This is a genomic window from Campylobacter magnus (assembly GCF_028649595.1).
Taxonomy (GTDB): domain Bacteria; phylum Campylobacterota; class Campylobacteria; order Campylobacterales; family Campylobacteraceae; genus Campylobacter; species Campylobacter magnus.
Genome location: NZ_JAQSLK010000002.1, coordinates 106,588 through 123,399 on the forward strand (window position 1 = coordinate 106,588; position 16,812 = coordinate 123,399).

26 protein-coding genes and 1 tRNA gene are annotated in these 16,812 nt (G+C 33.5%); 24 read left to right on the forward strand and 3 right to left on the reverse strand.

What is annotated here, in order from left to right:
• Positions 1-4: 4 nt before the first annotated feature.
• The 3 genes from PTQ34_RS03000 to PTQ34_RS03010 all read right to left on the reverse strand — a co-directional run bounded on the left by PTQ34_RS03000 (position 5) and on the right by PTQ34_RS03010 (position 1,806).
• Positions 5-196 carry a twin-arginine translocation signal domain-containing protein gene (locus tag PTQ34_RS03000; RefSeq protein ID WP_404814898.1) on the reverse strand — a complete coding sequence of 64 codons (192 nt, stop codon included), beginning with the start codon at positions 194-196 and terminating at the stop codon, positions 5-7.
• A gap of 587 nt (positions 197-783) precedes the next feature.
• Positions 784-1,569, reverse strand: a complete 786-nt coding sequence (locus PTQ34_RS03005; RefSeq protein ID WP_273932008.1) for a histidinol-phosphatase — start codon at positions 1,567-1,569, stop codon at positions 784-786.
• A 9-nt stretch (positions 1,570-1,578) separates the two neighbouring features.
• A complete protein-coding gene (locus PTQ34_RS03010) occupies positions 1,579-1,806 on the reverse strand; it encodes a hypothetical protein (protein WP_273929897.1) in 228 nt (75 codons plus the stop codon).
• Between the two features lie 256 nt (positions 1,807-2,062).
• Between PTQ34_RS03010 and PTQ34_RS03015 the strand changes: the two genes are divergently transcribed.
• The 24 genes from PTQ34_RS03015 to PTQ34_RS03130 all read left to right on the forward strand — a co-directional run bounded on the left by PTQ34_RS03015 (position 2,063) and on the right by PTQ34_RS03130 (position 16,579).
• Positions 2,063-2,863: a YihY family inner membrane protein gene (locus PTQ34_RS03015; RefSeq protein WP_273932009.1), complete on the forward strand. Its 801-nt coding sequence runs from the start codon at positions 2,063-2,065 to the stop codon at positions 2,861-2,863.
• Positions 2,847-3,632, forward strand: a complete 786-nt coding sequence (murI, locus tag PTQ34_RS03020; RefSeq protein ID WP_273932011.1) for a glutamate racemase — start codon at positions 2,847-2,849, stop codon at positions 3,630-3,632. Before PTQ34_RS03015 ends, murI begins: the two co-directional genes overlap by 17 nt.
• A gap of 70 nt (positions 3,633-3,702) precedes the next feature.
• A complete protein-coding gene (locus PTQ34_RS03025) occupies positions 3,703-4,044 on the forward strand; it encodes a hypothetical protein (RefSeq protein ID WP_273932012.1) in 342 nt (113 codons plus the stop codon).
• A 56-nt stretch (positions 4,045-4,100) separates the two neighbouring features.
• On the forward strand, positions 4,101-5,075 hold the full coding sequence (gene selD / locus PTQ34_RS03030) for a selenide, water dikinase SelD (protein ID WP_404814901.1): 975 nt from the start codon (positions 4,101-4,103) through the stop codon (positions 5,073-5,075).
• A 454-nt stretch (positions 5,076-5,529) separates the two neighbouring features.
• Positions 5,530-5,627 (forward strand) — tRNA-Sec (locus PTQ34_RS03035).
• Positions 5,628-5,822: 195 nt separating this feature from the next.
• Entirely contained in the window at positions 5,823-7,091 is a 1,269-nt protein-coding gene (locus tag PTQ34_RS03040) for a tyrosine-type recombinase/integrase (RefSeq protein ID WP_273932014.1), read from the forward strand.
• Between the two features lie 652 nt (positions 7,092-7,743).
• Entirely contained in the window at positions 7,744-8,160 is a 417-nt protein-coding gene (locus PTQ34_RS03045) for a hypothetical protein (RefSeq protein WP_273932016.1), read from the forward strand.
• 88 nt (positions 8,161-8,248) lie between these two features.
• Entirely contained in the window at positions 8,249-8,689 is a 441-nt protein-coding gene (locus PTQ34_RS03050; RefSeq protein ID WP_273932018.1) for a hypothetical protein, read from the forward strand.
• 207 nt (positions 8,690-8,896) lie between these two features.
• On the forward strand, positions 8,897-9,133 hold the full coding sequence (locus tag PTQ34_RS03055; protein WP_273932020.1) for a hypothetical protein: 237 nt from the start codon (positions 8,897-8,899) through the stop codon (positions 9,131-9,133).
• Between the two features lie 64 nt (positions 9,134-9,197).
• A complete protein-coding gene (locus tag PTQ34_RS03060) occupies positions 9,198-10,373 on the forward strand; it encodes an AAA family ATPase (protein WP_273932022.1) in 1,176 nt (391 codons plus the stop codon).
• A 2-nt stretch (positions 10,374-10,375) separates the two neighbouring features.
• On the forward strand, positions 10,376-11,161 hold the full coding sequence (locus tag PTQ34_RS03065) for a hypothetical protein (protein ID WP_273932023.1): 786 nt from the start codon (positions 10,376-10,378) through the stop codon (positions 11,159-11,161).
• Between the two features lies 1 nt (position 11,162).
• Positions 11,163-11,627 carry a class I SAM-dependent methyltransferase gene (locus PTQ34_RS03070; RefSeq protein WP_273932025.1) on the forward strand — a complete coding sequence of 155 codons (465 nt, stop codon included), beginning with the start codon at positions 11,163-11,165 and terminating at the stop codon, positions 11,625-11,627.
• 11 nt (positions 11,628-11,638) lie between these two features.
• Positions 11,639-11,968 carry a hypothetical protein gene (locus PTQ34_RS03075; RefSeq protein WP_273932027.1) on the forward strand — a complete coding sequence of 110 codons (330 nt, stop codon included), beginning with the start codon at positions 11,639-11,641 and terminating at the stop codon, positions 11,966-11,968.
• A gap of 323 nt (positions 11,969-12,291) precedes the next feature.
• Positions 12,292-12,417, forward strand: a complete 126-nt coding sequence (locus tag PTQ34_RS03080) for a hypothetical protein (RefSeq protein ID WP_273932029.1) — start codon at positions 12,292-12,294, stop codon at positions 12,415-12,417.
• Between the two features lie 80 nt (positions 12,418-12,497).
• Positions 12,498-13,058: a ParA family protein gene (locus PTQ34_RS03085; RefSeq protein ID WP_273932030.1), complete on the forward strand. Its 561-nt coding sequence runs from the start codon at positions 12,498-12,500 to the stop codon at positions 13,056-13,058.
• 62 nt (positions 13,059-13,120) lie between these two features.
• Positions 13,121-13,384 carry a hypothetical protein gene (locus tag PTQ34_RS03090; RefSeq protein WP_273932032.1) on the forward strand — a complete coding sequence of 88 codons (264 nt, stop codon included), beginning with the start codon at positions 13,121-13,123 and terminating at the stop codon, positions 13,382-13,384.
• 14 nt (positions 13,385-13,398) lie between these two features.
• Entirely contained in the window at positions 13,399-14,004 is a 606-nt protein-coding gene (locus PTQ34_RS03095; RefSeq protein WP_273932034.1) for a hypothetical protein, read from the forward strand.
• On the forward strand, positions 14,001-14,168 hold the full coding sequence (locus PTQ34_RS03100; protein WP_273932036.1) for a hypothetical protein: 168 nt from the start codon (positions 14,001-14,003) through the stop codon (positions 14,166-14,168). The genes PTQ34_RS03095 and PTQ34_RS03100 overlap by 4 nt, the downstream gene beginning before the upstream one ends.
• A gap of 9 nt (positions 14,169-14,177) precedes the next feature.
• Complete coding sequence (locus PTQ34_RS03105) at positions 14,178-14,873, forward strand: hypothetical protein (protein WP_273932038.1); 696 nt, start codon at positions 14,178-14,180, stop codon at positions 14,871-14,873.
• A 139-nt stretch (positions 14,874-15,012) separates the two neighbouring features.
• On the forward strand, positions 15,013-15,285 hold the full coding sequence (locus PTQ34_RS03110) for a hypothetical protein (protein ID WP_273932039.1): 273 nt from the start codon (positions 15,013-15,015) through the stop codon (positions 15,283-15,285).
• A 12-nt stretch (positions 15,286-15,297) separates the two neighbouring features.
• A complete protein-coding gene (locus PTQ34_RS03115; protein WP_273932041.1) occupies positions 15,298-15,606 on the forward strand; it encodes a hypothetical protein in 309 nt (102 codons plus the stop codon).
• Positions 15,587-15,730 (forward strand): hypothetical protein, encoded by a 144-nt coding sequence (locus PTQ34_RS03120; protein ID WP_273932043.1) that lies wholly within the window; start codon positions 15,587-15,589, stop codon positions 15,728-15,730. Before PTQ34_RS03115 ends, PTQ34_RS03120 begins: the two co-directional genes overlap by 20 nt.
• Positions 15,731-15,830: 100 nt before the next feature.
• Positions 15,831-16,139, forward strand: coding sequence for a hypothetical protein (locus tag PTQ34_RS03125; protein ID WP_273932044.1), 309 nt, complete (start codon positions 15,831-15,833; stop codon positions 16,137-16,139).
• Positions 16,130-16,579, forward strand: a complete 450-nt coding sequence (locus PTQ34_RS03130) for a hypothetical protein (RefSeq protein ID WP_273932046.1) — start codon at positions 16,130-16,132, stop codon at positions 16,577-16,579. Before PTQ34_RS03125 ends, PTQ34_RS03130 begins: the two co-directional genes overlap by 10 nt.
• The last annotated feature ends 233 nt before the right edge of the window (positions 16,580-16,812 follow it).

Sequence of the window (16,812 nt, forward strand, 5' to 3'; positions counted from 1 at the left end):
ACTCCTAATAAGCGATTTTATAATATTGTTCCCACAAAGGCGTTTTGTAATAAAGCACTTCTTGCTTTTTGCTTTTGCCTTGTGGCACTGGGTTTTCATTTACATTTAGCTTGGCTGCTGTAGCTGCCGAAGCTACTGCTATAGCACCTACGCCAAGTGCCTTTTGTAAAAACTTTCTGCGGTTTTGTAGCACCATTTACCTCCTAATAAAATTTGGATTCGTAGGAATTTTAGTATAAATTGTATTTATTAAATATTAAAAAATAAATTAGTTTTTTTTCTTAAGAAAAGTTTTATTTTTTAGGGAATTCTAGAATTCTTAAGAGAGACTTAGGAATTCTAGAATTCCTTGTGAATTTTTCTAGGGAATTCTAGATTTTGCTTAGAAATTCTAGAATTCCTTGTGAATTTATCTTGGGAATTCCAAATTTTGCTTAGGGAATTTTAGAATTCCTTGTGAATTTTTCTAGGGAATTCTAGATTTTTGCTCGCTTTGGGTGCCCGCTTAAAAGCGGGCACACGCTCGCTTGTTTTTTAGGGGATAGCGCCCCTTGAGCCCTTGGGGCTACGCCCCAAACCCCACATAAAAACCAATTCTAGAGGGAATTCTAGAATTTGCGCAGTGTTTTGGGCTTCGCAGCAGCGACAATAAAAATAAAAGGTGCGGCACTTGCGTTTAGCGTGCCTGCAGCAGTGCGAAGATAGAATACATAATTCATCAAGCGCTGCCGCATAGCGGGTAAGCGTAAGAGCCCCACCAGCAAATTTTACAATCTGGCCGAATTAAAAAGATATAAATTCTCTACTGCGCTTTTTAAACACACAAGCCTTGCTGTACCCAAACTCACGAGCTTTTTCTATGGTTTTATCCATATTTGCGCCAACTTGTTCTACGCTGTGAGCGTCGCTTGAAAAGGTAATAGGCGCATCAAAATCAGCCAAAAGCTCCAAAATCTCATCGCTTGGATAGAGCTCGCTGCAAGGTTTGCGCCAGCCAGCCGAGTTTAGCTCCACGCAAACTCCGGCTTCTTTTATAGCTTTTATAGCTGGCTGGGCTAGGATTTTTATCTCTTTTTTGGGGCGGTAATTAAATACCTTTATAAGATCAATATGACCTAAAATATCAAAGCGTCCACACCTTGCTGATCTTGCAATGGCTTCAAAATACTGCCCGTAGAGCTCATCAATATCCTTGCCCTCGTAGCTTCCTATAAAAGCAGGATTATCAAAGCCCCAAAAGTCTAGAAAATGAACTGAGCCGATAAGAAAATCGCATTTGCTATTCATCACCCTTGGGCTAAAATACTTCTCATCACCCATAAAATCAACCTCGTAACCTAGCAAAATCTCCATTTTGCCCCTAAAATGCTCTGCTGTCTCTTTCACCAAATCCTCGTAAAATTCAATCTGCGCCTCGCTCATGCGGTACTCTGGCTCAAAGGGCATAAAAGCGTGATCTGCAAAGCCGTAGTATTTACATCCTAGCTCATAAGCACGGCTTGCAAGGGCTAGTGGAGTGCCTGTGGCGTGATTACAAAGCGGGGTATGATTGTGAAGGTCAATTAACATTTTTTGCCTTTATTCATCTAAAATTTGAGCATTGTATTTGTTAAAAAACGCAAAAACAAGTGTCCAAACTAAAATTAGTCCAAATGCTACTAAAATACAAATCGCAAATTTGATTGTACTTAGCGTATCAAGTTGTATAAAAATAAAGCCACAAACTCCCAAAAACGATATTAAAATAGTGTTTAAAGCACTTTTACAAACATCTATTTTGTTTTGAGTATTATCTTTTTTGCTCATTTTTCTGCCATTTTTTGAAAGTTTTTGTAAAAAACAAAGGCAAAAGTTAGCACCAAAGCTAAGAAAATAAGCTCTCTCATTGTTTTCCTTTATTTGAAAATTTAAGCGATTGTAGCATAATTTTACTTTGATTATTTTATTTGGCGGCTAGAAAATTCTAGAATTCCCTAGGAATTCCCTAGGAATTCATAGGAATTCATAAAAATTTTAGGGCAATTTTGCTACTCTTTGTGCCTAAAAAACTAAAAGTTAAAAAATGAAAGAAAAAATAAAAAAATACGCAGCGCAAGTCATCTCCACGATAAATGATAAAAGCCTTTATCACTACGCAGCTAGTCTTAGTTTTCATAGTGTGCTTGCACTTATTCCTTTTTTGTTTATTTCGCTCTCGCTGTTTTTCCAGCTACCAAGCTTTAAAGAACACTCGCTAGCTATCCAAAACTTCATTGCTAGCTCGCTTTTGCCAACAAATGCAGAGCAATTTAGCAACTATTTAGAGAGCTTTTTGAGCAATAGCTCTCATCTAGGGCTTATGGGTGTGATTGCGATGATTTTTACTACTGTGATGTTTTTTACTGATTTTGAGTATGTTATTACAAGGCTTTCAGCAACGAAGCCTAGAAGCTTTTTTATGCGACTTAGTATTTTTTGGACTTTGCTTACGCTGATGCCCTTAGGGCTTGCTTTTAGCTTGTGGCTTTCAACCTTTTTAAATGATTTTATAAAACAGCTTGATATGGGGATAAACTTCTTTGAGATTTTGCCTTATATTATTATTTGGGCGATATTTGGCATCACTTATGGAGTGTGTATAAACCGCAAATTGCTAATAAAAGATATTTTTTTAAGCTCGTTTTTAGCATCAATTGTCTGGAATATCTCAAAACTGCTGTTTGTAAGCTATGCATTTTACAACAAAAACTACACTAGCATTTATGGTTCTATGTCTATTTTGCTATTTTTCTTTTTGTGGCTGTATGTCTCGTGGATAGTGTTTTTGTTTGGGTTAAAATTTTTGATTAAATTAAGTGAGGTACATGATGAGCAAGGGGTTTAAAATCGGCTTTTTTGATAGTGGTGTAGGCGGGCTAAATGTGCTTTATGAAGCCTTTTTGTGCCTGCCAAAAAACACTAGCTTTGTTTATTATGCCGACCATGACAATGTCCCTTATGGAAATAAAAGCAGTGGAGAGATAAAAAACTTATTATTTCATGCTTTGCGCTTTTTAAAGCTAGAAGGCTGTGATGCTATAGTAATAGCTTGTAACACCGCTAGTAGCGTGGCTAATAAAGAGTTTCGTGCTAGTTTTGGCGTGCCGATAATAGCGATGGAACCAGCCATAAAACCAGCCATCGTAAACTACCCTGAATCTAGAATTCTCATTACCGCCACGCAAGCAACGATAATAGGTGAAAAGCTAAAAAATCTGCTTGATAGCCTAAATGCTAAAAACTGCGATTTGATGGCTTTGCCAAGACTTGTTTCTTATGCTCAAGCAGGAGATTTTCGCTCGGCTGGAGGATATCTTTCTACCATAGGGCTATATAAATATGATGTCGTGGTGCTAGGGTGTACGCATTTTAACTACTTTAAAAAAGAGATGAAATTAGCAAATCTAGGGCTTGATTTTGTTGATGGCAACTTTGGCACTATCCGCCACCTAGCGCACACTATTGGTGTAGATCTAGGCAAAAACAAAGCAGATATAGCAGAGCTTATGAAAAAAACTAAGTTTTTCATCTCAAATCTAGAAATCACGCCTAGCGAAATTCCGCTATTTGAAAAGTGCCTAGCTCGCGCTAAAATGAGCAGGTCAATTAAATAAGAATTCTAGAATTTCTAGAAATTTTGCTATAATTTTGGCAATTTAGGCTTGGGTCCAAGCATTTTTAAAAATGGATAAAAATATGAAATCACTAATTTATTTAAACGAGCTAAGGGCTGGTTCTGGCGAGGTTGGAGAGGCACTGCTAGCAAAGTTTTTGCTAGCTTTTTTGCAAGCTGAAAATAAGCCTGAGTATATAATCTGCGTAAATGAAGCCGTGCGACTAAGCACTGAGCGAGGCAGAGTGGGATATGCTGCGCTAAAAGAGCTAGAACATGCAGGGCTAAAGGTGCTAAGCTGTGGAACTTGCTTAGAGGCTTACAAACTAACTGATAAACTAAGCATAGGTGTTATCTCAAACGCTGTAGAAATCGCAAATTTGCTAAGCTCGCATAAGCAAATAACGCTATGAAATACCAAAATAAAGAGCTGATGAAATACGCGCGCTGCGCTGGCTGAGCTGCTAAGATAGGTCCGGGGGATCTAAACAATATGTTAGCAGAGCTCAGCTTGACTGATGAGCGTGTGATTAGCGGCGCGAATACTAGCGAGGATGCTGGAGTTTTCGTGCTTGATGAGAGTAGGGCACTAGTGCAGACCTTAGATTTTATCACGCCTATTGTAGATGATCCATTTATCTTTGGGGCTATTGCGGCCGCAAATTCTCTAAGCGATGTTTTTGCTATGGGCGGCGAGGCGCTTAGTGCTATGAATATCATTAGCTTTGATGAGGGGCATTTTGGAGCTGAGGTTTTTAGTGAGATTTTAGCTGGTGGGGCTAGCAAGGTGCGTGAGTGCGGAGCTGCACTAGTTGGTGGACATAGCGTGAGGGGTGCGGAGCTTTTTTATGGGCTTAGTGTGACTGGCGTGGTTCATCCAAAGAGCTTTTGGGCAAATAACACAGCAAGAGTTGGCGACGTGCTAATCCTTACAAAGCCGCTTGGTTCTGGTGTGCTTAGCACTGCGCTAAAAAACGGCGCTTTAAGTGATGAGCTGCGTGATGAGATGATAGAGCAAATGTGCACTTTAAATCTATACGCTATGCGTGCTATGCGTGATTTTAGCGTGGGGGCGTGCACGGATGTTACTGGATTTGGCTTACTTGGGCATATGAGTGAGATGTTAAATCCTAGCATTAGTTTTGAGCTTAGCTTGGATGCTGTGCCTTTGATGCGTGGTCTAAAAGAGATGATAGCGCAGGGCTTCGTGCCTGGTGGAACTAGCGCAAATGAGAGTTTTGCTAGCGCTTTTGTAGAAAATGCTAGCAAGGGTGACATAACAGCATTTTATGATGCGCAGACCTCTGGTGGATTGCTCTTGGCTTTGCCTAATAAAGAGGCAAATGCGGCGCTAAGGGCTTTAAAAGACGCTGGCTGTGAGTATGCTAGTATTATAGCGCAGGTTCTACCAAGGGCTAAATCAGCGCCTATAAAAATCATATAAGCGAATTTTAGAGAATTTTTAGTAAGTTTTAAGTTTTGAAATCTTGTTTTTAGGGTGAATTTTAAAAAATTTTGCTAGAATTGCGGTTTTAGTTTCTAGGAATTCTAGAATTTAGCTTAGGAATTCTAGAATTCCTAGAATTTGTTTTAGGAATTTTAGATTTTGTTCTGGGAATTCCTAGAATTTCTCTTAGGAATTTTAGAATTCCCTACTATGTCATCCTCGGGCTTGACCAGAGGATCTCTATATGGAATTCTAAAATTCCTTTGTTTTTCTAGGGGTTAGGGGGTTTCTTTTTAGGAATTTTAGATTAGGAATTTTAGAATTCCCTCTCATCCCCTATCCCCTTTAGGGGATCTCTATATGGAATTCTAAATTTATTTGTGATGTCATCCCCCGGTCAAGCCGGGGGATGACATAAAACTTAGGAATTCTAGAATTCCTAGCTATTTTTGGAGGGTAAAGCTATCTGGTGATACTCACGGACTTCAAATCCGCTGGCGGGGTGGTTGACCATCTCGCGGGGAGTTCGATTCTCTCACTCTCTCGCCAAAGTAACTTTTTTAATTATTTTTTAATTAGCTTTCAATTTGTAAAAATTGTTTTTAATTATGAAAATATCGCTATTTCAGTTGTTTTTAATTATCCATTTTTTATACTTTGATATGAAATTGATTTGTTTGCATTGGGTATTTTATTAGGTATCTTTTGGGAACATTAGGTATTTTTTCAAAAAAAAGGATAAATATGGGTAAAGTAGCAAAAGTTTTCTTGCAGGATAAAGATCTAAGAAATTTAACACCAAAAGAAAAAATGTATCTTAGAGCTGTGGGCAGTCCAAAAGAGCTCTATGTAAAAGTCTATCCTAGTGGAATTAAAACTTTCGTTTTAAAAGTAAATGCTAAGTATTTGAAAATCAAAGAATTTAGAGCTGGATTGTATAGTGTAGCTGAAGCAAGAAAAGAAGCTTTAGAGCTTTTAAAAAAGATCGAAACTGGAGTTAGTGTTGGAAATCTCTTTGGAAAATCTAAAAAATATCAATATGGCAATTTATTCAAGCTATATTTGGAACAAAAGAAAAGACAAGTTACAAGCTCAGAATATTTAAGAAGCATAGAAAATACACATAAAAAATATATTTTGCCAAGCTTTGAAAACCGAGATATCAAGACGATAAAATATAGCGAAATTTTAGAAATTTTAAATGCTATATTCATCCCAAAAAATCATAATATGCCAAGAATAGAGACTATCCATAAGCTGATTGACAATATAAATGGAGTTTTTAAGCTGGCACAAAAAGATAGATATATTTCTTTTAACGATATAGCTTTTTTACACCAAGAATTCCCTACAAGAGAAAAATTTAATAAGTTTAATGGTCTAGATGGCAGATATAAAGCTATCACTAATATAGATCTACTAAAAGATTTCCTGCTAGACTTAAAGCTTTGTGGTAATATTGATTTACAAACCAAAAGAGCTATTTATTTACAGATACTCACAGCAAACCGCCCTTTTAATACAGTTAGTGCAAAGTGGAGTTATATTGATTTTGATGAAGGAGTTTGGAATATTCCATTTTATGAAATGAAAACAAGAGTAGCACATAAGGTAGCTCTTAGCTCTTATGCTATTAAAATACTAAAAGAACAATATCTTTTTAGCAAAAACTCTACTTTTGTGTTTCCATCTTTTAGGGAAACAAAAAGTGGACATTTAAATAGAGATAGCATAGGTAAAGCTATTAGAACCAGCTTGTCTAAGGGGAAATATGTTGGATTGGCTACCAGCCACGGATTTCGTGCTACTTTTAAGACGATTTGTTCTACACACGAAGCCGAGCTTTTAAAAATAGGTATAGGCGAAAAAGTAATTGAAGAGTGCTTGGCGCATAAAGAAAGCAATGAAATAATCTATTCGTATGAAAGAGCAAAAGCAACGCTGGAACAAAAAATAAAACTTATGCAGTGGTATGGAGATTTTTTGAATAAAATTTGTGCTTTTTTTGAGTAAAATTTAACTTTTTAATTTTGTAAAGCCAAAAAGTCCAAAATCCATTTTCATAGGACAAGCTAAAACATTGATTTTATAATGATTTAAATATATAGTATTTTTAATTTTTTAGCTATATGTGGGTGTAGTAAATTTTTCAAGCCTTTAAACAATGAAATAGTAAAGTCGTTTTAAAAAAAATTAACAAAAATAAGCAAATTTTTTGTCCGCTAGGACAAATCATATAATTTTTTATAGGTATTAAATGATGATATAATAATCATTTGAAGGTATTTCATAATTTTTATAACTCAAAATCATAGAAAAAAGTAGGAGTAAATGCTTATATATTCATTATTTGAAGTCATTTTGCTAGTTGTCCCACTTGGATTTTTTTAAAAATACTATGAAATGCTTATATATTCATTATTTGAAGTCATTTTGCTAGTTGTCCCACTTGGATTTTTTTAAAAAATACTTTGTAATGTTCTTATATTCATTATTTGTGGGTCTAGTCACTCTTTTAGCTTGGACAAAATTTTTCAAATAAAATTAGCATTTTTAAACTTCTCTTTTTGGTGTAAAAAAAAGAAAATAAAAAGGGAGTTTTTAGTATAATCTTCTACATAAATGTAGTTTTTCGATAACAGAATAATATAAAAAAGGGTAACTGATGATGACAGATCAGCAAAAAATCATCATTGATGAAGAGCTAAAAAAAATAGGGGCAAAGCTGGATAACTATGATGATTTTATAGAATATTGTAAAAATCGTGGTATGTTTGGTGATGATGTGCCTTTTTATAATAGGGTGGTTTTTACACGCCCAAATATAAGGAAACTTTATAAAGAGTTTAGAAGTCCTATAAAACAAGCCTCTAAGCTTTTAGGGTTAACTTATAAAGAGTTGGGAGAACAAATAGGTTACACTGAGGCTGCCTTGATAACTGCTGTTATGAAAGGCAAGATAAGTAATCCTATGCTTAAATCTATAGAACTTTTATTGGAAAATCACAATTTGAGGGAAGAAAGAAAAAGAGATAATACACTTTTTAATGATACAATAAAAAAGATTTTACAGGATAACTAAATAACAAAAACATTTATTTTCTATCTTTCAGTTAAAATTAAGAAATATTCTTTTATAATTCGCCTGAGCTTAAAAACAGGAGGCGAATATGCGAAGAAAAATATCTACAATTCAAATTCAGTGCGAAAATCCAAAAACTATAATTGATGAAGAACTAAAAAAACTTGATGCTAATCTTGGAGATAACTACGATCATTTTATAGAATATTGTAAAAATCGTGGACTATTTGGCAATGATACACCTTACAGATCAATAGGATTTTTTTCTAGAGAAAACATAAGAAAGTTATACAAAGAGTTTAGAAACCCTGTTAAACAAGTCTCAGCACTTTTAGGTCTTACTTACAAAGAACTTGGAAAACAAATAGGCTATACTGGTATGGCATTAACTAATGCTGTTGTGCGTGGTGAATTAAGTGTTCCTATGCAAAAAGCTCTAGAGCTTTTTTTAAAAAATTATGATTTAAAAAAAGAGATTGAAAAACAAAAAATTGTTTTTAATTTAGCTATTAAAGCTATGAGTAGCTAAAAAAGGAAAAAAGATGGAACAAATATTTAAAGTCAAAAGAAGTAGCGCAAATGCTAGGTGTAAGTGAGATATATTTAGCAAAAATGAGAAATTCTAAATATAACACTGAAAAAGATGGCACTCTAAAGAAATCATTTTTTATGAGCAAGAAGCAATAGAAAAATGGCTTGAAGCAAAGCAAGTAGAAAGTTTAAAGAAAATAAGTTAGTGGAGTTAACTATGGCTTGGGAATATCCAGCAATCGTAATTGATGGCGAGACAACTATGACAAAAGAGCAAGTTAAAGCTGAATTTGGTTTTTCTTTACAAGCGCAAGCAGAAATGCGTATGGAGAAAAATAGATTAAATCCTCACAAAAGAATTCCATTTATCAAACAGGGCAAAAGAATTTATTATTTGCGAAGTGAAATCATTAGGTGGCTAAAAAGTCTAGAAAATAAATAGGTGATTTACATTGCTGGCACAATGTAAATCTAGAGCTCCATTATAGAAAGGAGATTTCTTTCATATGAATATGGGCATTATAACAAAAAATATTAAAAAAATCAAGGATAACGAAGCCAAAAGTAGCTTTTTGGATAATTTTGGCTGCCTGCCTCGTGGCTCTCTTACTATGATTTATGCTGGTGCTTATACTGGCAAAAGCTCGTTTATGACAGCACTAGCTAGGGATATAGTAAAAAATAAAAAAGAAATCTCTTATTATCACATAGATGGCGATAACACACTAGATATAGCGCAAGATCGTGGCATAGATATAATAGAGGATGAGTTTTCTAATTTTCATTATGAAATTGTTACTGACAAACCTAAAAAAGATAGATTTGAATTTTTAAAACAAATTACCCAGTGCGATGCTAGCGAGCTTAAAAATTCTCTGATTGTGATTGATAGTGTAAAAGATTTTTTCATTGGCGATATGACAAAAGACAAAGATGTAAATCATTTTATGGAGATTTTAAAAGTCATCACAGCCAAAGGTGGCACAGTCGTTATCTTACATCACCAAACAAAGCAAATTGGCGAAGAAAACAACAAAGCTTGGAAAGGTTCTACAACATTTAACGATAGTGCTGATAATACTTATTATGTCTCATCAATAAAAAAAGAAAGACAAATGATTATTAGCTTGGAAGTGATAAAAAAGAGAGCAAATATAGCAAATCAATCATTTGTAATCTACAAAGAAACGCATAAGATTAAAAAACTTGATAAAGATGAGTTTGCTATTGAATTCCTGAATGATAAAGAACGATACACTATTGAAATAGCAAAAGAAATCATAGATGAACGCTTAAAAATTACTCAAAGTGAATTATCTAGCGCAGTAAAACAAAGAGCAGATATTGCTGGTGTGTTAATCGTGGGCGATAACAAAAAGTGGAAACTGTTTGATAAATTTAATGGAAAGTTTTGGCGCATAGATAATTCAAAAACCGCTACAAAAAAAGTATTTTATCCTATTCTAAGTGAGAATTTCAAAATAGCACAAGAAAAGAAAGAGCAATATCTGCAAAAGCTTATAGAGATCAAAAAAAGTGGCAAGTTGCCTATATCTCTTAGCAAACTTGGAAAATCTATACGACCACACCTAAACGCTAAAGAGGTAGAAAAGCTTTTAATAAACGATATTATGCTTGATGACAAGGGGCAAAATATCGTGGACATCATCACTAAGGATTAAAAATGAAAAGAAGTAAAAATTTTGAGCATCCAGTGGTTAAAACCTCTAAGTTTTTAAGACTTACTTATAAAGAGCTTGGAGAGCAAATAGGATATACTGAATATGCGCTAAAAACATCTGTGAGTGAAAATAAAATTAGCGATCCTATGAAAAAAGCTTTAGAACTTCTTATGCGAGCTATCGCAGCAGAGAGCTTAGCAAATAATAAACAGCTGGAACAACTTAAGAATAATTTAGGAAAGGCTATTAAGACATTAAAAGCTTTACAAGAAGAAGTTGACATACTAAGGGCTACAAGAATAGATTTTAAAGCTAATAAAGATGAGCTTGCTCTAGAACTTTTAAATGATAAAGAACGATACACAATTCAAATAGCCAAAGAAATTATAGATGAACAACCAAAGATCACTCAAACTGAATTAACGATTGCTATAAAACTTAGAGCTAAAAGTGCTGGTATTGATATAGTGGGCGATAACAAAAAGTGGAAACTGTTTGATAAATTTAATGGAAAGTTTTGGCGCATAGATAATTCAAAAACCGCTACAAAAAAAGTATTTTATCCTATTCTAAGTGAGAATTTCAAAATAGCACAAGAAAAGAAAGAGCAATATCTGCAAAAACTTGCAGATCTTAAAGCAGGTGGTAGGTTGCCTATATCTCTTAGTAAATTCGGTAATTATATATGGCCACACCTAAACGCCAAAGAGGTAGAAAAGCTTTTAATAAACGATATTATGCTTGATGACAAGGGGCAAAATATCGTGGACATCATCACTAAGGATTGAAATGTATAGCAATAAGCAAGTGCTAGATGTTTGCTGCGGTGGCCGTATGTTTTACAATAATAAACAAGATGAGCGAGTGCTGTTTTGCGATAAAAGAGAGCTAGACACTACGCTTTGTGACGGCCGTAAGTTTGTAGTAAAGCCTGATATGCTAGCAGATTTCAAAAACCTGCCTTTTGATGATGAGAGCTTTGCGCTAGTGGTTTTTGACCCACCGCATTTGCTAAAAGTAGGCGATAGTGCTTATATGGCTCTCAAATATGGAAAATTAACGCCAGAGTGGAAAGCAGAGCTTGGCCGTGGCTTTGATGAGTGCTGGCGAGTGCTAAAAAGTGGTGGCACGCTTATATTTAAGTGGGCTGAGATTGACATAAAGCTTAGCGAGATATTAAAGTGCTTTTCGCAAAAGCCACTAATCACGCAAAATACAGCTAATAAGTCGCATTGGTGCGTGTTTTTTAAATAAGGAGACTAAAAATGTATGTAGGCAAGAGAGAAAAATTCTATCAAATTACAAAGCGGTCTAGTAATCTTGGTGAAAGCGAGTGTAAAAGTATTTTTATATATGCAGAAAAAGATAAGATGTCAGCTTTTAACGATGCTTTAGTTATGCTCAAAGATCACTTAATGGAACATAAGTATATTTATGAATATGACGGTAAAACAATAGATGAGTTGATTGAAAGCAACATCTCAAGCAATGAAGATGTCTTAGCGCATACTTATTATTATAGAGATATTTATGGTCGCAGACAAGAAGTCAAATTTTATTTGATGGAGCTTTACTTGATAGAAAATAGATTTTGAAAGCTCTCTTTGGTGTAATTTTTACAATACAAAATAAGATTTTTAAAAATATATAAAACTTTTTTTAATGTATTTAATTATAAAAAATGTTTTATAAATTAAATAATGTTTTAAACATTATTTAAGGTTTTTTATGTTATAATTTTTAATATTAAAAGAGATAGCTAGGAGTAAAACAGCAGTTGAAATGAGAATTTGATTAAGGAGGTGTAAAACAAAAATAAAAGGAAGTGTGAAAAGCTGGAGACTTTTCACACAGGAGGTGTTGTTTTCAATTGAGAAAGTAAAACAACTTTTGCATTATACTATAAAAAGGCTTTAAAATGCAAAAAATACAAAAAAAATTAGAAAATCTTACTGGAGAGCATTTAGTTATATTCTTTGCTCCAATTAGTTTTATTTTTAGCTTGTGGGCTTTCATAAATACTTTTGTGCTTGGAAATATGTAAGGCTAAAAGAAAAGACTTTTTCTTTTTTTGGTGTAAAAGAGCTGGCTTGCCAGCTCCAAAAAACAAGAAAGGCAATTAAAATGATAATATCAGTAATAAATAAAAAAGGTGGCGTAGGTAAGACATCATTTGCTTTTTCAATAGCGAAGGATCTAGGACTTTATCTACAAAGCAATGACGCAAGCGTGATTGAGAGTATTTATCCAAATAAAGCTAAAATACTAGAAGAGCCAAAGCTCTGTGATAATTGTGTTTTTGATTTTGGCGGTTTTGTGAGTAAAGGCGTGCTAGAAATCGCCAAAGAAAGTGATTGCGTGCTTGTGCCTTGCGTGGCGCATTATAATTCTATTTTGCGAACGATTGAAACTATAAATGAAATAAGAGCTGTGAATTCTAAAATTCTAGTATTAAACACAAACTTCACACTAGAAAGCCAAAGAGAGCAAGTAGAAAACCTGTTGAGTGAGAAGTTTGATAATCTAGAATTCTTTAGATTTAGACAAAGCCGCATCATAGAGAATTCAGTTGCTAGTGCTTCTAGCTTTTTAGAGCTGGCAAATGAAAATCCACTAGCAAAGGTGTCTTATAAGAATTTTATGAGTGAGTATGAGCGTTTGCTAAAAACTTTAAAAAATATTTAAAACATTTTTTAAAGTTTTTAATATTTAAAGAGGCTTAATTATAATCTAAAAAAAGGAAAAAAATGAGTTACAAAATAAAAGAAAAAGAACTAAAAATCTTAGAGATGGCGGCAGAAGATTGCGATTTAAAAATTGATTATGAATATAGCGGTAGAGCAATGTTTGGAGAATATTGTATAGGTATTAAATACCAAGATGACTATGACTTAGGAAGTTTATGCGAGTTTATAAATGAAAATGGCGCACCAAAACTAGCATTATCAATAGCTACAAGATGGCGGACTGATACTCTAGGAAAAGGTTATATAAAATACAACCATTTTTAAAAAAGGAATAAAAAATGAAAATAAATCTAAATGAAATCTACGCTAAATTAAAAGCGTGGCGAGCTGAGCGTAAAATCACAGCTAAAAGCCAAAAAGAGGGCTATTTAGTTAATGCGATGGAAGAGTTTGGCGAATTAGCAGCAGCCCTTAGAGATTACGAGAAATTCTCGGTAACTGGACAAGATGCCGCCAAAAAGCAAAAAGCAGAACACGAGATAATTGACGCTTTGTGCGATATTAGCGTTTTTACAATAAACGCTGGGGCGGATATACCTTGCCGACTTAAACCTTTAATCATAGAGACTAAAAGGGAATTTAGTGTTGCTAGTATTTTTGTGGCAATTGCTGATTTTATTAGAACTGATGTGAATAACTCCCCTTTTGTAAATGGCTCCCCTTTTAATTATTATGATTTTGCCCGTATTTTAAGATGTTGTGCTAGTGTTTGCGAACAATACGGCTTTGATTTTCAAATAGCTATGGATGAAACTATTAAAGAAATTAGCTCACGCACTGGTGCTTATGATGAGGCTAGCAAAAAGTGGGTTAAAGATGAGAGCGATGAGGCTCGTGCGAAGTGGTATCAAGCCGACTATGAGTTGGCAAGGATAAAAAAATGAACCCTACACAAAATATGGCATTTAATGAAATCAGTCAGTGGATAAAATACAAAGGTTTTAAACAAGAAGATTTAGCACAAATATTGTGTGCTGTGGATAAAGAGTGCTTAAAAGCACGAGGCATAACAATAAGCGAACTTATAAGCAAATGTGCTAACTTTTAAAGGAAAAAAATGAATTTAAAACTCATCCAAGAAGACAATCTTACTGGCGAAATTATAGCAATGAACCCAAAAATAAAAAAGGTAACGCTAGAATATGAAATTATACAAGGGGATATCGGCAACTATGGCTTAGAAAAGGCAAAATGGAGACTAGGGATAGAGCCTTATAACAAACTTCTAAAAGATTTATATAATATTGATTATATAACGGAAGAAGAAGCCGAAGCATTAATGGAAGATAGAGAAAGAACCGAAGAAGAAAAAGAAGAAGTAAAAAAGTATTTTTCGTCAATCATAGGCAAGGAGAATTTAAACCATTTATTAAACGCAATCAAAGAAAATAGACAATATCCACAAATTGATTATGAAATCAAAACTGAAATAATCAATATTCTAGGTGCAAAAGAAATAGAAAGAGCTTTTAGGTGGAAACATATAACCGAAGAGACTGCCCATATTGAAAGAATAGATTTTTTACTAAAAAATGATGATATTATAATAAAATATAGCATTAAGCCGTGCTGCAACTTGCTAGAAAATGGCGAGTTGATAGAAAACTTAGAAAAAGAATTCAAAATAGCACAGCCGATTTTTTTAAAAGATTATGCGGAAAAATTATGCTCACCTGTAATGGTGGAAATGATAACACCAGCATGGAGCATTTTAGAAAAAGCAGTGATGAAAGCTAAAGGGGAAATGGACTAAAAACATGGCAAATTTTACTAAAACAAAACAAACTTTTAGAAGAAGAAAAGTAAGACCAAATCTATGGAGTAAGCTTAAGTTTATATTACGACTTCTAAAAAAAATAAAAAAGCAGCAAAAATTTTAAAAAGGAGTAAAAATGAAAACTTTTATGGTAAAAGTTGGCTCAAAGTTAATTAAAAGACAAGAAATATGGCTGGAAGAATATCAAGGCTATGACTATGACGCAGTTAAAAAATATGTTGAGAACCTAGCAGAAAAAGAAATTGAGTTTATGTGTCAAAAATATAAAGCGAAAAAGGAAGACTTTAAAATTGATTTTGAGCCAACTTATGATAAATTAAAAATCTCTTATAGCAATGAAGAATATGGTGTGATAGAAGAAAAAATAATTACAATAGAAGAATGCTAAAAGGAATAAAAAATGCGTGGCACAAAATTTGAATTAGATGAGCAAAAAGCAAGCAAATTAAGTGGTATGAGCGTGGATGAAGTGTGGAATTTCATAAATCAAAAAGCCAAAGAAGCAGATTTAATCGTGGTAAAAAATGGCGAATATCACGCCAAAGGCACAGAACACGATTTGGGCGATATTGGCGTGTTTGTGGTTTTAGAAATGGTTGAAATTCCGTGGTTTACAAAAAGCGTAAAATCGTGGGTTCAGTTTAAAGATGATAGGGAAGATGATATTATAGAAGTAGCAAAAGAAATGAATGAAGGCGTGTGGATATGAAAAAGAATACGATGAATTAGTAAGAAAAACGCAAGAAGCTCGCAGGCAAAAGCAATTAGAAGCATTAAAAAATTTTAAAATAGACAATAAGCAAATAATTCAAAGCAAAGACAAAGAACGCTAATTTAGCATAAATAAATATTTTATATTTTATAAAATATTTAAAACATTTTTGAAAGTTTTTAATATTAAATAAAAACTAAAATTAATGAAAGGAATAAAAAATGCGTGGCACAAAATTTGAATTAGATGAGCAAAAAGCAAGCAAATTAAGCGGTATGAGCGTAGATGAAGTGTGGAATTTCATAAATCAAAAAGCCAAAGAAGCAGATTTAATCGTGGTAAAAAATGGCGAATACCACGCCAAAGGCACAGAACACGATTTGGGCGATATTGGCGTGTTTATGGTTTTAGAAATGGTTGAAATTCCGTGGTTTACAAAAAGCGTAAAGTCTTGGATTGAATTTGGCGATGATATGGAAGAGGACTTTATAGAAATTTCAAAAGAAATGAATGAGGGCGTATGGGAATGAGCGATAAATCTTATAAAATTTTAGCCTTTGATTTTGATACTAAGGTATTAGATGAAATTTACTATAAGGGAAATTACAGAAATTCATACAATGAGTTTAGGCAATTTTTAAAAGAGAATAAATTTGACAAACATCCTGAGGGTTCATTTTATATATCATCCACAAAAATAAGTGCTAATACAGTAAAGTATATTATTAAAAAAGCACGAAACACTTTTGACTGGTTTAAATACGGCGTAAAGGATATGCGCATTGCTAATTTAGAATCACCTGAATTTAGCAATCTAACACATATCGCACAAAACGGCAAAAATGAAAAAGAATATAATGAGTTAATAGAAAAAACAAAAGAAGCACGCAGACAAAAGCAATTAGAAACATTAAAAAATTTTAAGATAAACAATAAGCAAATAATTCAAAGCAAAGACAAAGAACGCTAATTTAGCATAAATAAATATTTTATACTTTAAAAAATATTTAAAACATTTTTTAAAGTATTAAACATTATTTAAGATAATTCTTGCTAAAATTAAGAGAAATAAAGGAGTTGAAAATGATTAAATTGATTTCTATATGTGCTTGTATAGGTGGCTTAATTTTAGCTACACATCTTTTATTCCAAGCGAGCTTAATCGCTTTTAAGTCTATATTAAAGAAAGCATAAGATAGCACA

Coding starts and splice junctions, on each gene's coding strand:
- PTQ34_RS03005 (WP_273932008.1), bottom strand. CDS start 1,569: ATGTTAATTGACCTTCACAATCATACCCCGCTTTGTAATCACGCCACA.
- PTQ34_RS03115 (WP_273932041.1), top strand. CDS start 15,298: ATGCGTGGCACAAAATTTGAATTAGATGAGCAAAAAGCAAGCAAATTA.
- PTQ34_RS03120 (WP_273932043.1), top strand. CDS start 15,587: ATGAAGGCGTGTGGATATGAAAAAGAATACGATGAATTAGTAAGAAAA.
- PTQ34_RS03015 (WP_273932009.1), top strand. CDS start 2,063: ATGAAAGAAAAAATAAAAAAATACGCAGCGCAAGTCATCTCCACGATA.
- PTQ34_RS03095 (WP_273932034.1), top strand. CDS start 13,399: ATGAAAATAAATCTAAATGAAATCTACGCTAAATTAAAAGCGTGGCGA.
- PTQ34_RS03070 (WP_273932025.1), top strand. CDS start 11,163: ATGTATAGCAATAAGCAAGTGCTAGATGTTTGCTGCGGTGGCCGTATG.
- murI (WP_273932011.1), top strand. CDS start 2,847: ATGAGCAAGGGGTTTAAAATCGGCTTTTTTGATAGTGGTGTAGGCGGG.
- PTQ34_RS03110 (WP_273932039.1), top strand. CDS start 15,013: ATGAAAACTTTTATGGTAAAAGTTGGCTCAAAGTTAATTAAAAGACAA.
- PTQ34_RS03075 (WP_273932027.1), top strand. CDS start 11,639: ATGTATGTAGGCAAGAGAGAAAAATTCTATCAAATTACAAAGCGGTCT.
- PTQ34_RS03125 (WP_273932044.1), top strand. CDS start 15,831: ATGCGTGGCACAAAATTTGAATTAGATGAGCAAAAAGCAAGCAAATTA.
- PTQ34_RS03060 (WP_273932022.1), top strand. CDS start 9,198: ATGAATATGGGCATTATAACAAAAAATATTAAAAAAATCAAGGATAAC.
- PTQ34_RS03090 (WP_273932032.1), top strand. CDS start 13,121: ATGAGTTACAAAATAAAAGAAAAAGAACTAAAAATCTTAGAGATGGCG.
- PTQ34_RS03000 (WP_404814898.1), bottom strand. CDS start 196: ATGGTGCTACAAAACCGCAGAAAGTTTTTACAAAAGGCACTTGGCGTA.
- PTQ34_RS03025 (WP_273932012.1), top strand. CDS start 3,703: ATGGATAAAAATATGAAATCACTAATTTATTTAAACGAGCTAAGGGCT.
- PTQ34_RS03105 (WP_273932038.1), top strand. CDS start 14,178: ATGAATTTAAAACTCATCCAAGAAGACAATCTTACTGGCGAAATTATA.
- PTQ34_RS03040 (WP_273932014.1), top strand. CDS start 5,823: ATGGGTAAAGTAGCAAAAGTTTTCTTGCAGGATAAAGATCTAAGAAAT.
- PTQ34_RS03085 (WP_273932030.1), top strand. CDS start 12,498: ATGATAATATCAGTAATAAATAAAAAAGGTGGCGTAGGTAAGACATCA.
- PTQ34_RS03050 (WP_273932018.1), top strand. CDS start 8,249: ATGCGAAGAAAAATATCTACAATTCAAATTCAGTGCGAAAATCCAAAA.
- PTQ34_RS03100 (WP_273932036.1), top strand. CDS start 14,001: ATGAACCCTACACAAAATATGGCATTTAATGAAATCAGTCAGTGGATA.
- PTQ34_RS03080 (WP_273932029.1), top strand. CDS start 12,292: ATGCAAAAAATACAAAAAAAATTAGAAAATCTTACTGGAGAGCATTTA.
- PTQ34_RS03010 (WP_273929897.1), bottom strand. CDS start 1,806: ATGAGCAAAAAAGATAATACTCAAAACAAAATAGATGTTTGTAAAAGT.
- PTQ34_RS03065 (WP_273932023.1), top strand. CDS start 10,376: ATGAAAAGAAGTAAAAATTTTGAGCATCCAGTGGTTAAAACCTCTAAG.
- PTQ34_RS03130 (WP_273932046.1), top strand. CDS start 16,130: ATGGGAATGAGCGATAAATCTTATAAAATTTTAGCCTTTGATTTTGAT.
- PTQ34_RS03045 (WP_273932016.1), top strand. CDS start 7,744: ATGATGACAGATCAGCAAAAAATCATCATTGATGAAGAGCTAAAAAAA.